10 protein-coding genes are annotated in these 15,093 nt (G+C 33.9%); 4 read left to right on the top strand and 6 right to left on the bottom strand.

The window, feature by feature from the left end; translation table 11 throughout:
• Positions 1-4: 4 nt before the first annotated feature.
• The 3 genes from Q1B37_RS08965 to galK are packed head-to-tail and all read right to left on the bottom strand — an operon-like array spanning position 5 to position 3,265.
• Complete coding sequence (locus tag Q1B37_RS08965) at positions 5-1,033, bottom strand: LacI family DNA-binding transcriptional regulator (RefSeq protein WP_299898048.1); 1,029 nt, start codon at positions 1,031-1,033, stop codon at positions 5-7.
• A gap of 31 nt (positions 1,034-1,064) precedes the next feature.
• Positions 1,065-2,096, bottom strand: coding sequence for a UDP-glucose--hexose-1-phosphate uridylyltransferase (locus tag Q1B37_RS08960; RefSeq protein ID WP_299898046.1), 1,032 nt, complete (start codon positions 2,094-2,096; stop codon positions 1,065-1,067).
• Between the two features lie 20 nt (positions 2,097-2,116).
• Entirely contained in the window at positions 2,117-3,265 is a 1,149-nt protein-coding gene (galK, locus tag Q1B37_RS08955) for a galactokinase (RefSeq protein ID WP_299898043.1), read from the bottom strand.
• Positions 3,266-3,337: 72 nt separating this feature from the next.
• Here galK and Q1B37_RS08950 point away from each other — a divergent pair, with 72 nt between their 5' ends.
• A complete protein-coding gene (locus tag Q1B37_RS08950; protein ID WP_299898040.1) occupies positions 3,338-4,039 on the top strand; it encodes an NUDIX domain-containing protein in 702 nt (233 codons plus the stop codon).
• A gap of 171 nt (positions 4,040-4,210) precedes the next feature.
• Here the strand turns inward: Q1B37_RS08950 and Q1B37_RS08945 are convergent, their stop codons facing one another.
• The 3 genes from Q1B37_RS08945 to Q1B37_RS08935 form a co-directional block, all read right to left on the bottom strand.
• Positions 4,211-5,401 (bottom strand): family 16 glycosylhydrolase, encoded by a 1,191-nt coding sequence (locus tag Q1B37_RS08945; protein ID WP_299898038.1) that lies wholly within the window; start codon positions 5,399-5,401, stop codon positions 4,211-4,213.
• 82 nt (positions 5,402-5,483) lie between these two features.
• On the bottom strand, positions 5,484-6,812 hold the full coding sequence (locus Q1B37_RS08940; RefSeq protein WP_299898028.1) for an Ig-like domain-containing protein: 1,329 nt from the start codon (positions 6,810-6,812) through the stop codon (positions 5,484-5,486).
• Between the two features lie 176 nt (positions 6,813-6,988).
• Positions 6,989-7,636 carry a T9SS type A sorting domain-containing protein gene (locus tag Q1B37_RS08935; RefSeq protein ID WP_299898025.1) on the bottom strand — a complete coding sequence of 216 codons (648 nt, stop codon included), beginning with the start codon at positions 7,634-7,636 and terminating at the stop codon, positions 6,989-6,991.
• A gap of 566 nt (positions 7,637-8,202) precedes the next feature.
• On the opposite strand from Q1B37_RS08935, the gene Q1B37_RS08930 reads away from it, so the two are divergent.
• Genes Q1B37_RS08930 through Q1B37_RS08920 form a run of 3 tightly spaced genes read left to right on the top strand, consistent with a single transcriptional unit; the run spans position 8,203 to position 14,632 of the window.
• Positions 8,203-11,289, top strand: coding sequence for a TonB-dependent receptor (locus tag Q1B37_RS08930; RefSeq protein ID WP_299898022.1), 3,087 nt, complete (start codon positions 8,203-8,205; stop codon positions 11,287-11,289).
• A gap of 24 nt (positions 11,290-11,313) precedes the next feature.
• On the top strand, positions 11,314-13,068 hold the full coding sequence (locus Q1B37_RS08925) for a RagB/SusD family nutrient uptake outer membrane protein (protein WP_299898019.1): 1,755 nt from the start codon (positions 11,314-11,316) through the stop codon (positions 13,066-13,068).
• A gap of 10 nt (positions 13,069-13,078) precedes the next feature.
• Positions 13,079-14,632, top strand: a complete 1,554-nt coding sequence (locus Q1B37_RS08920; RefSeq protein ID WP_299898016.1) for a hypothetical protein — start codon at positions 13,079-13,081, stop codon at positions 14,630-14,632.
• Positions 14,633-15,093: the final 461 nt, after the last annotated feature.

Raw genomic sequence — 15,093 nt, 5'->3', positions numbered from 1 at the left:
TTTACTACTTAAATTTTGTAGAACCTCTTTCTATTAGATAAGTTTCCAGTACTGTAGTTTCATAGGTAATAGCTTCCTTCTGGTTATCTTCTAACCTACTAATTATATTATTAGCAGCTACTTTTCCAAGTTCTACAGCTCTTTGATCTACAGTTGTCAAAGGAGGATTACTATTACCCGCAAGAATCCCGTCAGTAAAGCCAATAACAGAAACATCTTCGGGAACTCTATGACCCGCACCAATTAACAAATTCATTGTATAAATTCCAGAGAGTTCATCAGCCGCAACAACACCATCTACTTTATTATCCTTTAAAAACGCTGTAAAGCTATCTGTAAACTTTTGGTAATCTTCAATTACCAAAACCTTAGGCTTCCCTTTTCTTTTTAATATGTCCTTTAATGCTTTTTCATATCCACTTACCCTATCTAATCCTACACTTGTATGATGAATTGGCGTTACAAAAACAACATTTTTACAACCCGATTTGATTAGCTTTTCTGTAGCGGTATAAGAAGATTGAAAATCGTTAATAACAACTTTATCACAATAAACTTTATCAGTCACCCTATCAAACATGGATATAGGTAATCCTTTATCTATAGCTCCTTGCAAATGCTTATAATTCTCTTTTACGAAAGTCTCTTTAGATATCGATATGATAAATCCATCAACACTTCCATTTGCTAGCATTTCTATACTTTTTACTTCTTTTTCAAAAGATTCATCCGAGATACAGGTAATAATATTATATCCTTTTTCTGTTGCCTCTTTTTCAATACCAGATAAAACTTTAGCGAAAAAATGAGCCAAAATATTAGGAATTATCACTCCTATAGCTCTTGTTTTTCTCTCTTTTAGGTTTTTGGCAGTTATGTTTGGTTTATAATTGTAAAATTCTGCCAGCTTTTTGATTTTATTTTTGGTCTTTATACTAATCTCAGGGTTATCAGCCAATGCTTTTGACACGGTAGAAACCGAAAAATTAGATAGCTCTGCAAGTTTTTTTAATGTCATCATTTGATTACTCATATCTCACTTTTTATCCACCGCTTAAAGAAAATTATCCTGTAGTATAATGTACTGTTGATAAGGATTTTAATGTTTCTGCTGCTTGTTCTGCCGTAATATCACGCTGTGGATCTGCAAACATCTCATAACCTACCATAAACTTTTTTACGGTTGCTGACCTTAATAATGGAGGATAAAAGGACATATGAAAATGCCATTCTTCATGAGGGTCTCCATCTGTTGGAGCTTGATGAATCCCTGCAGAATATGGAAAACTGCAATTGAATAAATTATCATATCTAATGGTTAAATCCTTTATGATTTGTGCAAACGAAGCTATCTCCTTTTCATTTAGCTCTTTAATACTTCGTTTCTGTTCTTTTGGTAATATCATAGTTTCATAAGGCCAAATTGCCCAATATGGTACCAGAGAAACGAAGTGATCATTTTCTAAAATTATTCTTTCTCTTGTCTCCAATTCCTGTTTTAAGTAGGCTTGTAATAAACTTTGATTCGTATCAAGCCAATATTTCTTCATTTGCGCTGTTTTCTTAGAAACTTCTAGCGGAATAGACTCTTGAGCCCATATTTGACCATGAGGATGAGGATTACTGCACCCCATGACATCTCCTTTATTTTCAAATATCTGAATATGATTGATATATGACACCTCACTTAATTCCTCATATTCCCTTTTCCATAGTTTAACGACATTCTGAATCTCTTCTACCTTCATTATAGGCAATGTCAAAGAATGATCAGGAGAAAAGCAAACTACTTTACAAACCCCTCTTTCAGATACTCCTTTCAACAATCCTTCGGAAAAAACCTCTTTTGGAGTTTCAGACAACAAGGCAGAAAAGTCATTTACAAAACTATAAGGTCCTTCATATTGGGGATTTGAAGCTCCACTTGCTCTAGTATTTCCTGGACACAGATAGCAATTCGGATCATAAGAAGGTCTCTGGACTATAGATTGTTTTTCTTCTTTTCCTTGCCATGGCCGTTTAGTACGATGAGGAGATACTAAAACCCATTCTCCTGTTAGTATGTTATATCTTCTATGGGGATTTTCGTTAATCATGTGATATCTTTTTTAGCTTACTATGATACTTTAGACTCTGTAAATTCGATACTTGTTCCTTTGCTTGGCATTACCTGAAAAGAATCTAAATCGATATTAAATCGTTCTTTATATGCTATACTCACTTCTTCTGTATACGCATCGATATAATCTTTATGCACAATATTTACTGTACATCCACCAAAACCTCCACCCATCATTCTCGATCCAATTACATATTCTTTTTCTTTGGAAAAATCCACTAAAAAATCTAATTCATCACAACTAACTTCGTACTTATGTCGAATTCCATCGTGACATTGATATAAAAGATCTCCAAACTCATTTAGCTCGTTGTTTTTTAGAAACTCCGCGGCTACTAAAACTCTTTTATTTTCTTGGATAATATATTGACATCTTCGAAAAACAGTTTGACTTACTTCATCTTTTACCTCTTCTAGCATATCTAAATCGACATCTCTAAGAGACGAAACATGTGGATGTCTTTTTTTAATAAAAGCTACTCCTTCCTCACATTGCTGTCTTCTAACATTATACTCGCTAGTAGCCAGATTATGTTCTACATTGGTATTTAGAATTAGTATTTTAAAATCCACCAAATCAATTGGAATTAAGCTATGTTCGAGAGATTTACAATCAAGAAAAAGAATTTTGTTTGTTTCACTAAAAACGGAAGCATACTGATCCATTATACCACATTTGGTACCAACATATTCATGTTCAGCATCTCTACTTAGTACAGTGATATCTTTTTTAGAAAGCCCTAATTCAAACAATGAATTTACACCGTATGCAAGACCACACTCTAGAGCAGCAGATGAACTTAATCCAGAACCAATTGCTAACTCGCTAGAAAAGAAACAATCAAAACCTCGGATCTTATCTGATCTTTTTGATAGCTGATGTAGTACACCCAAAATATAATTCTCCCAATTTTCTGTGCTAGGTGAAATATTATTTAGATCTACTCTTAAGGATTTATCATAATTTCTACTGTAGAAATTACAAATATCCGCTGTTCCATTTTTTTTAAACTCAAAACGTATTTTTTTATCAATAGCAGTAGGAAGTACAAAACCATTATTATAATCCGTATGACCACCTATAAAATTTATTCTCCCTGGAGAAGATACTATGAGCTCTGGGATAAATGTATTTTCTTTGTTCATTATTAAAACCTTTATTTATAACAAAAATAATAAATGTAATTATTACATTTATTATTTTTTAAAGAATATTTTATGGAGTTTGCCAAAAATCAGCAAAATAGTTGGTATGAAAATAAAGAGCAGGTATTAGTTGCTGTAGACTGTATCATCTTTGGATTTGATAATGAAACTTTAAAACTTCTTGTTTTTAAGCGAGAAATACAACCTCTTAAAGGTTCGTGGTCTTTGATTGGAAGTTTTATCAGACAAAATGAAAATGCTAATCAAGCTGGTTTAAGGATCTTAAAAGATATTACGGGCCTGGAAAACATTTTTATGGAAGAGCTAAAGACCTACTCAGCAGTTGATAGAGATCCTGGAGCACGCTGTATTTCTATTGGCCAATATGCGCTAATCCGAATCGATGAGAATAATAAAGAACTAGTGAATAAACATGGTGCCTTTTGGTTTTCACTAGATGAGTTACCAGAATTAGTATTAGACCATAATCAAATGGTAAAAGATGCTTTGGATAGACTACGTGAAAAGGCTAGATTTTCTCCAATTGGATTTGAATTACTTCCGAAATATTTTACTTTACCGCAAATTCAAACCTTATACGAACAAATCTTTCAAAAAAGATTAGATTCTCGAAACTTTAGAAAAAAGTTACTATCTCTAAATTTTTTGAAAAAAACTGAAATTAAAGATAAATCGAGCTCCAAAAAAGGTGCTTACTTATACGAGTTTGATTATGAAAAGGAAACAGATCAAAGCTTTATATTTAAAGGATAGTATAAGATTTCTTAAATAGAATTTTCGATATTCATTTTTCAAAATTAAGAACTTACTTCTCAATAGTTTTCAGCAAGTTTGAAAAGAAAAGCTTAGTTTATAACTAAAAGTAACGAGTCTTACCAAGCTTTTATCTTTTCTCACTTACTTTAAACAAAAATCTAATCTAAATCAATTAACTTCTTTAGGTTCATATATACGTATCCAGTCTACCTTAAAGGTATGATTGTCTTCATTTTGGATCTCTGAATTAGAAGGAGTTCTCCCATTACAAGCGTTCCAATTTTGATCCTCAACATTAATAATAATATCCATTTCTTTATCCAAATTCATCCCATTATTAAGATAATTAAGAGGGTCTATAACACTGGTAGAAGAATTGCTTTGCGCTTGATCCAAGCTACTCGCTTGATTAACTGCTTGGAATCCATTGGCCGCAGTTGGCAAAGAACCATTGCTAACAGGTTGTGGATAAGTATAAGACCAATTACCATTAACATCTCTACTTGCAAATGCGTTATCCGAAAGTATTCTTACTTTTTCACCATCAATGTAATATTCTAAATGTTTTGGATCTCTCCAATACACTCCAATTCGAACCCATTGACCACCCCACTGACTTACTCCATTTTTTCTCCACCAACTTCCTGCATCTCTTGGCTGATAATCCTGAAAAGGATTCCTAATAAAGGTATGGTGACTAAGGTGTATCCGCTCTGCTAGCCATAAGTTTCTATCATCTTCACCAGTTCCACCATAGGCTTCGATAATATCTATTTCCTGTGTGTCATCTGGGCTTAATAACCAGACATCAGAAGCTGTAACTGCATCTGCAACTCTTACTCTTGCTTCTACATATACAGGGTATATTACTCTAGTGGTAGAGGTAATACAACCTGCTCTAGTAGTAGGTAAGGTCCAAGTTTCTACAACACCATCTACATCACAATCTACATCAAAAGATTTAGTCTCTCCGGTCACTCTTGTAGCCTTGATTTGAAGATCTCCATCTCCAACAGAAACATTTTCTCTAACCCACTTAGTAGGACCTGGCCCTTCCCAATCATTGTGATAAAAATTAGTCCATTTTCCTCCAAATGTCGCTGCGCTTGGTGTAGCAGTAAAATTGTAATTAAAATCATCTGAAGCATCCTGATTTAATTTCCAAAACTTGCCTTCGCCTGCTTCTGCAGGAATATCTATTCCTTCCCAATCAAATCCTTGATCATCTGGATCTGTGACAACAACATCAGGATCGGGATCGGGATCAGTAATCGTTACAGGATTTCCAATATCATCTCCATTAGAACAAGATTTTAATGATATAAATACGCTAAAAAGTAATAAGATTGATATTTTCATTTTCATAACGTTAAGCTTTTTGTTCTCTAAAATTTATGGGGTTTTAAAAGCATTTCTTACGATTTTAAAAGTATTATTCAGTTTAATTATCTTCTAATTTCCAAGTTCTCACCCAGTCAATTCTCATGGTATTAATCGTATCATCACCTAAATCGGACTTTGGTGGAAGTCCTCCTAACCAATTAGCTTCATTAGTCCATAAATCAAAAATTATTTCTAAATCTCTGGTAAAAACACGACTTGGAAAATTATCTCCTGTTTCATGGTTCCCAACTACTACACTGCCTGCAGGTTCACCATCTAGATAAAACTGAACATTTTTATTATCCTTCCACCATACTCCCACGACATGATATTCCTCATTCCATTGCACTCCTTTTAGCGGGTTTGCGTCTGATAGATTGTTATTACTATAATTCCCTTTATTTCTAATAGTAACTGGAGTTAGATTTGAATCGGCATGAAAATACTGAGAATTCATAGTTGTTGGAAAGTCTGGTTGACAGTTACAAGAAGGTTTAGAATTGTTCTCTATAATGTCAATTTCATCTCTATCAGAAATATCTCCATTGTTTAACCAATAGGTATTATACGCAGATATATGAGCTGTTTTTATCCTAGCTTCCGTATACATAGGATAGCTTGTTTTCTCTCTGGAATGGATTCTGGCCGTTTGAAACCATCTTTGTTCTGGGTTAGATTCATTAAGAGTAGCCTTTATCCATAAATTACCGTTAGCAACGCCAGAATTTTCATTGGAATTAGACATAAAAACTGGCACTCCATAGTTCCAAGTAGACTTAAACCATTTATTAGCATCCCAAACATCAAATTCATCTGACATTGCTTCCATTTTCACCCATTTTTTATCAAGAGGTGTTGTATCATCAATAGAAACAAAGGATGGTAGATCAGGATTTATATTATTAAAATCATCTGCTGTAGGTACAAACGGATTTACAGTTATACTCACACTCGCTGTTGCTTCATCTCCATCTGCATCTGTAATGATATAGGTAAATCGGTCAGTTCCATCATAATTATAATTAGGAATATATTCGAATACGCCATCACTAATTTCAGTAAGTGTACCATTAGAAGGTTCTGTAGATATTTTATAATCATCTCCATCTCCACCATTTTCTCCAATAATATCATTTGTAGAAACATTAATTCTATTCGCCTCACCAGAACCACTATCTTCCTCCACTGTTAAGGTATCATTTACAGCTACGGGTTCACTATCCATAGGACTCGTATCTGGTTTTGACTCCTCATTGGAGCAATTAGACATTATCATAGTGAAAGCAACTATTGGTAGAATTCTTAAGTCTATATGTGAATACAATTTTTTAAACATTTTCTTTTTCTTTTTATTTAATTCAACTTTTTTACCGAAGCTTGATTCCATATCACAAACTTCTAATCTGATAGGATGTGATGAAACAATTATCTCCCATAATTAAATGTTCTAAACATAATTTTACGATCCAAAATAATTCGTTTAGGAGTATTGTATAAATGAGTATGATTAGGCATTTAAAAAACGCCCAATCATACGAAACAATAAAAACTAATAACTCTAAATTAGATTTTTACAAATTTTCCAGTTCCTTTTTCAGTTTGTATAAAATAGGTACCTGCTGCTAATTCTTCGACATTTAATGATGATGTTCCTTTCACCGACTTTACTGTTCTTCCTGTAAAATCAATAATAGTATACTGATCTGAAATCAATTCATTATTAAAGTATAAAACATCCTTTACTGGGTTTGGATAAAAACCACTTATACTTTTTTCATTATCAAAGGAGTCAATAGATAGAGTAGAGTCTACTGTTATAGCTGTATTATCATTAACAAACCCACCATCATTATTATAGGACATGAATATGATTAATAAGTATTGGTTTCCAGATGACAAACTTGTTGAATTTGGAGCACTAGCATCAATAGTATAATCAAAGGTGACATTGCTTTGAGCATTTGGTTGTTGACCAGCATTCTCATCAATAGGAAAAACCTGATTGTAATCCTTTACTATACCAAAGGCAGCATCCACTTCTCTTAATATAACACTAACATAGAAAAAGTCTTCCGAGCCTGCATCATAGGAAACATCCATATTAATAGTTTCGCCAGGAGCAACTGCGCTTATTGGATTATTCCATGTGATACTCTGAGAAAAACCTAAAGAAATAATAAAAAGGAAATAAATTAACGTAACTTTTTTCATGATCTTAATTTTTAAAGATCTAAAATTAATATTTAATAAAACGATAAGATAAATAAGCAACTAGACTAAAACTGAACTAAACTGTATTACAACTAAAAAAAATTTCGAAATGACATATTTCTACAATTGTAAAGTAATGATCAATAGTTTTTTCTTAACTATTTTTGGAACAATTAATCTTTTGACACCAAAAACTGAAAATAGCAAGCGTTTGTAAAACTATTTATCCTATAATTATTCGAAAAAAGCTCAAAGCCTTAAAACTTTGAAAATCAACTATATTATAGCCTTATAATTAATTTTCATTAACACAAAAAAGGAATTACCAGAAACAAACTACAGGTCTTATGAAAATAAGAAAAGTGAACCCTATTTTTATCTCAACTAAGTAAATATTTAACATTTTTTTTTATAAAAACACATTCGTCTATTTTTTGTCTAGTTCCTTTTTTTTTAATAAAACCTTAAGATTTATATGTTTGTTTTGATCATTTCAGTGAATTGAGTTTAAAAAAATGAGAAATCATTAATAAGTATTAAATTTTACTAAGTTTCTATTATCATTTATGAAAAATAACAAAACAACTATGACCAAAAAATATCATTGGTTACTGATCTGTATACTGATGTTATGTTTCGTCAGTACGAAAGCGCAAGATAAAATTAACATTACCGGACAAATTGCAGATGAAACCGGCATGCCTCTATTAGGAGTTAATGTTTTAGTAGAAGGAACCAATAGAGGTGCCGTCTCAGATTTTGATGGAAATTACACTATAAAAGCTTCTAAAGGAGAAGTGCTAGTATTTTCCTCCATAGGTTTTACGAATCAGTCTATAACTATCGGGGACAATACAACTATCAATATTGTTTTAGCACAAGATAGTCAGGAATTAGAACAAGTAGTTGTGATCGGTTATGGAACCCAACGAAAGATTGAAGTTACGGGAGCTGTAAATAAAGTAAGTGCTGATCTTATTTCTAAAGCCCCTGTATCGGATGTTGCAGAATCTTTACAAGGTCAAGTTGCTGGTGTTAATATACAAGCCAGTAATGGTAGACCTGGAGAAAATGCTAACATTGTAATTCGAGGTATAGGTTCTCTTTCTCCTGGAAGAAACGAACCATTGTTTGTGGTAGATGGTGTTCCTTTCCAAGGAAACCCAAATATAGCCCCAGAGCAAATAGAATCTATAGATATTCTTAAGGATGGTGCTTCTGCAGCGGTATATGGAACAAGAGCATCGAACGGAGTTATCCTAATCACCACTAAAAAAGGTAAGAAGGGACAACTTACTGCAGATTATAGCACTTATGTTGCAATTCAAAATATAACATCAGGAATTCCTCTGCTAAATACTAAACAACAATTTTTTACTGATCAATTGACTGCCGATAGAGAAGGAACTATTAATGAAACATTATTCTTTAACCCGAACGCATTGAATATTGATAATGATTTTGTTGATGACGTTCAAAGAAATAATGCTCTAATTCAAAATCATAATATTAATGTTTCTGGTGGGATCGGTGATTTAACATTAAACCTTAGTGGAAATTACTTTGACCAAGAAGGTGTATTAGTTAATTCTAGTTTTAGTCGATTAACAAGTAGAATCACTGGTCAATATACTAGAGAGAGATTGAAAGTTTTTTCTTCGATAGGTATTACTGATGAGATAAGAGATCAAGAACCTTTTGCTTTACTTGAACTAGCAATCGCTCAAAAACCGTTTCAACCTGCAATTAGCGATGCAAGACCTGTAGATGGTGTAGTTGATTTAAGTGAAGGAACTGGGCAAGCAGAATTATTAGGTTTCTTAACGCGAGAACTTGCTAATGAAGATAGAAGAAGGATAAGAAGTACCAATGTAGCTTTTAGTATCGACTATGAATTATTGCAAGGGTTAACATATAAAGTTAATCTCGGGCGCAATAGCTTTGATTTTAGAAGGAAATTTTTACGCCCACAGTATTTATTATTTGATAATATGGGAAGATTTGTTCCTACTGCATCAAGACCAGATGCTATCTTACAAGAAAGTTTTATTTTTTCTCAAAGAAGCACTGTAGAAAATTCCTTGAGCTATAATGTTGATTTTGGTAATCATAACCTGAAGTTGCTTGCCTTAGGTTCATATGAACAGTTCGATAGCGAGACAGTAAACACAGGTGTAATTGGCTTATTAAGCAACGACACAGATGTTCTAGGAGCTGGAGCAGAAGGTATAAGACCTAATGGGCGACGTGAAAGACAAGTATTTACAGGTTTATTAGGAAGATTACAATATAATTACGACGATAGATATCTTCTTTCAGTGAGTGTAAGAAGAGATGGTTCTTCTGTTTTTGGACCAGAAAATAGATACGGAACTTTTCCAGGTATCTCAGTTGGATGGAATGTTAGTGAAGAAGCTTTCTTTGAAAATATCAACTTTATATCCAATTTTAAGTTAAGAGCGAGTTGGGGAGAAGTTGGAAATGCACGTATCGACCCATTCTTATTTGTTCCTTTAATTGAATCTGGATCGAATTTTATATTCGGTAGCCAAGAGCAATTAGCAATAGGTCAGATCGGAAGAAGGTTTGTTGATCCAGGTATCAAATGGGAAACTAGTATATCACGTAATATAGGTATTGACTTAGCTTTTCTTAATAACAAAATTAACTTTACTGCTGATTATTACTTTAACGATCAAGAAGATTTATTATTAGAAGAACAACTACCGCCATCTGCTGGTGCTGATGCGCCAGGTGATCAAAGCTTTAACGCAAGACTTACGAATGCCGGAAGCCTTACGAACAAGGGTATCGAATTTGCTGTATCTTATAGAGATGAATTACAAAACGGTTTAAAGTGGAATTTATCAGGTACGTTTACCAGAAATAAAAATGAAATCACAAGTCTTAATGGAACTGCAAGAGGTTTTCAAGGTGGTGTCCCTACCCTAACTTTCCCTACCGGAGATCCAACTACATTTTTAGCTGAAGGGTTTGAAGCAGGGGCATTCTTCCTTATACAAAATAATGGCGTAATCAAAACGCAAGAACAGTTAGATGCTTACCGACTTATTGATGATACTGCTCGTTTAGGAGATATTCAGTACATCGATGCAAATGGAGATAATCAAATAGATGAAAATGATAGAGTATATGCAGGTTCGGGTCAACCAGATTTCGAAGCAGGTCTATCTTTAAACTTGGAGTATAAAGGTTTTGACTTCTTTTTACAAAATTATGTATCCTATGGAGCTGAAATATACAACGGAGCTAGACTAGCAGCTTTTGCGTATGATAGAAGTCTTGAATTAGTTAATCAATGGTCACCACAGAATCCGAATTCTGATATTCCTGCTGATAATGCTGGAACACTAACGGAAAATGTTAGATCAAGATCAGATTTCTTTTTAGAGGATGGAAGTTACTGGCGTATTAGAAATATTACTCTGGGTTATACGATACCAAAAGATTATTTACCAGAAGCTATAAGAAATGTAAGAGTATATGGTACCGCGCAAAATCCATTCACATTTACAGAGTATACCGGTTTTGATCCAGAAATAGGAGGTGATGGAATTTTCACAAGAGGTGTGGACACTGCAACATATCCAGTAAGTAGAAGATTCTTATTTGGTGTTCAATTAGGTTTTTAAAAAATTATGAAAAGTCAATATAAAATGAAAAATATATTTTTAAAATTCTTGCTCGGTGCAGTTTGCATTTTATCCTTAACAAGATGTGGGGATGATCTTTTAGAAGTTGAAAATCCTAATGCCATAACGGTAGAACGATTTTTTAATAATCCTACTCAATTTAACGCTGCTCTTAATACGGTATATGCAGCATTACAATTTCAGAGCATCAGCGGATCTGGATTGCAATTTGAAATGATACAAACTGATGAAGCTGGAACAGAGTTTTTCTATCCAAGACAAATAGTTCATGCAAATTTAAATTTTGGTGATAATTCTGAACAAGTGATTAATAAATGGAGCCAATCTTATATAGGAATAAATAGAGCAAATCAGGTTTTATTAGGGTTAGAAGAAAATCCTGATGCTTTTGATCCTACAGAAATAGAAGAACGTAATCAGGTAGAAGCACAAGCCCGCTTTTTAAGAGCATTTTACTATTTTCAAATTGCGCATACATATAACGGAGCTGTTCTAAGAACAGATCCAAGGTTAGGATCAGATGCTAGTGCTCCTTTTATTTCAATAGAAGAAATTACGAATCAAATTATTATGCCAGATTTGATTTTTGCTAAAAATAATTTACCACAAACTTGGCCAGATGAGGATTTAGGAAGAGTTACTTGGGGAGCAGCCACAGCAATGTTAGGTAAAGTGTATTTATTTCAAGAAGATTGGTCTCAAGCAGCATCCGAATTTAGAGAAGTTATCGATTCTGGAATATATGCACTAGCTTCAGACTTCGGAGATAATTTTTCCGTGATGGGAGAGTACAATTCTGAATCAATTCTTGAAACACCGTATTCTGCTGAACTTAATCCTGGAGCTCCTGGAGGTCAAGTTGATGACACTCAATTCTTAACTGGAGCTGAAGCTTCAGCGCTAGCAAGAGATATTGGTCAATTGCGATTTGGTGGATTTAATACTGTACTACCAACTTACTACATGCACGAGTTATTTGTTAGAGACGAAGTAGATCCGAATAACCCAGTTAATGATGGAAATGTACAATCTAGACGAATGAGAGCAAGTATTGCCCCTATTAATGATGAGGGTCCTTTCTATCAGGTTGCGCCAGACCCTGCAAATGGATGGGCTTTTGGACAAAGTGCGTATACTAAAAAACATACCAATTGGGAAACCTTACCAAGTGAAGATGTTAATAGTAGATCAGGTATAAATTTCAGACATATCCGTTTAGCAGATGTTTTCTTAATGTATGCGGAAGCTGTTTTAGAAGCTAATGGCGACATAAATACGGCAATTGACTTTATAGATCAAGTAAGAGCTCGCTCTGGAGTTATAACACTTCGTCAGTATATTAATGACCAAGGTGAATTTCCTGAATTTCACAAGAGTATTCTTGTAGACGGAAGAACCCAAACAACAGTTGCTCCTAGTGTTGAAAGTATTATGACACACATAAGGAGAGTAGAAAGACCTTTAGAACTTTATATTGAAGGACACAGGTGGAAAGATCTAGTAAGATGGGGTATTGCAGGGCAGGTATTCAATGAACTTGCAGAGGACGAAAGATGGAGACTCGACGCAGAAGCGCAAGAAATAGCAGACCCAAATAACAATATACTTAATCTTTTTGGTGGTGGTAATCCTCCTATATTTATTAATGGTAGAGTTAGACCTGACTTTACACAATCGAGTGCCAATTACGGCCCACAGGTAGATTACTTTCCACTACCGGCAAGAGAAGTACAAACAAATGATCAGTTGAATAATTAAAATAAAGCATATGAAAAGATTTGTAAAATTAATTTTCTTTCTGATGATAGCAATTACTGTTATCCTCAGCTGTGAAAAAAATGACATTAATACGGATGATGTCCCCAGTCAGAGAGTTATTTATACTTCAACTCAAACCACTGGGAATATAATTAGAGTAAATGCATCCGTTACATTCGGAGATGTTTCTCCTGGTGTTGTATCAAGGTTATGGACATTTCCAGAAGGAAGCTCTGTAAATGAATCTGCAGAAGATGTAGTTACTCCAATATTCACAGAAGTTGGAGAACAAACAATAAATCTACAGCAAGTTTTTAAAGAAAATGCTTTCGCTAACGGAGCTTTGCGAGGAACTGAAATAGATACTACAATAACAATTACGGTATTGGATTCTATTAGAACAACACTGAAAGCCAATATTTTAGATTCCGATGGCAATCTTGGTAATGAACTAACTATCGAGAAAGATGCCAAAAATCAAATCCCAGCTGGTAGCGTTGTACGTTATACGATTGAGGCCACAGGACAACCACAAAGGATAGAATGGACTGCAGAAGGAGGTAGCCCAGAGGCACAAACAGGACAGGCTTTAGAATTTGACGTAACCTACAGACGCCTTGGAACTTATGACTTAAGCACAAATTCTAGTACTCAAAATCCTTTTGACGAAGATGATTTAGCTTATGAGAACTTAATAGAAGTAATTCCATCTACCGAACCTGTGGTTCTTGAGCAAGTCAAAGGTGGAATTGATGATGGATCACTTTCACTGGTCTTTAGTAGAGAAATGGATCCTGCAACAATTCAAACAGATCAATTTTCTGTTTCTATTATGCATGACGGAGCAATGATTCCTTCAGCAATAGACAATATAACTGTAGACCCTAATGAAGGTAACATCTTAAACATTTCTCTAGTGGGTGGTGAACTGGTTTATACAGATGATGTAGTAACAGTATCTTATACCGCAGGAACTCTAACCACAACAGATTTTGTTGCAGCTACCAGTTTTTCTGATCAACCTATTGATTTCGGAAACGTAAATCTTTATGAAGCTGGAGGGATGGATTCTGGATTTGAGACCTCTGTTGATGATAGTAATTGGCCATTTTTAGGTTGGGATTCTCCATTTAATAGTTACACATTCTCTATTTCTAATGCTCAAGCACATTCTGGAAATCAAAGTGCACTAATAGAAATGGATCCTAATAAAGGAATGATCATAGGACATAGTGATGGAACTTTTGCAGTACAAGCAGGCAAAACTTATGAAGTTGGAGTTTGGGTATTTGTAGAATCTCTTGGAAGCACACCTCCTACCAATCTACAACCAGACATTAGATTTTATTGGAGCGAAAATACCGATTGGGGTGTTGGTCCTAACCCAGAATTTAATTCAAGCTTCCCAGTAAATCAATGGGTATTTAGTTCTATTACTGTAACAATATCAGCAGATTCAGATGCTCAAAATCTATGGATAAGAGGATTCAATGAATTTAATCCTGAACCAATGAGATTCTTTATGGATGATATAAGTTTCAGGCAAATCAATCGCAGACCCTAATCTATTCTAGGTAATACAAAAATAATGTTACCCTAAAACAGATATATATTAGCCAATTTTAAACTATTTGAAAATGGGGTTACTTATACTACTCAACTAAGTAACCTCTTTTTCAGATAGCCATCAACCCCAGTCAGAACCTAACTAAAATCTTTTTTTAGATTTTATGTAATTATTAATAGCCAAACACAAACTTAACTCTTAAACTTAAAAACCAACACCTTACTTCGTTATAAAAAATACTTTTACGAGCCTACTACTTTCCAGACCACCTGGTAGTATTACTTTTTTAATTGCCCAAAAAGCAATTTCTACAAGACAATTCTAATTCTTCTTTTTACATAGAAAATAGCTCATTATTAGCTCTTTCAATGTAAGAATGACTGATTAAAAAATTTACTAAATAGAATACAATACCGTATTTCAATCGGTTAGTTCTTAATTCAATATATCTCATCTTT

Origin of the sequence: uncultured Aquimarina sp. (assembly GCF_947492965.1) — a bacterium.
GTDB lineage: Bacteria > Bacteroidota > Bacteroidia > Flavobacteriales > Flavobacteriaceae > Aquimarina.
This window is presented reverse-complemented; position numbering and strand designations above follow the sequence as displayed.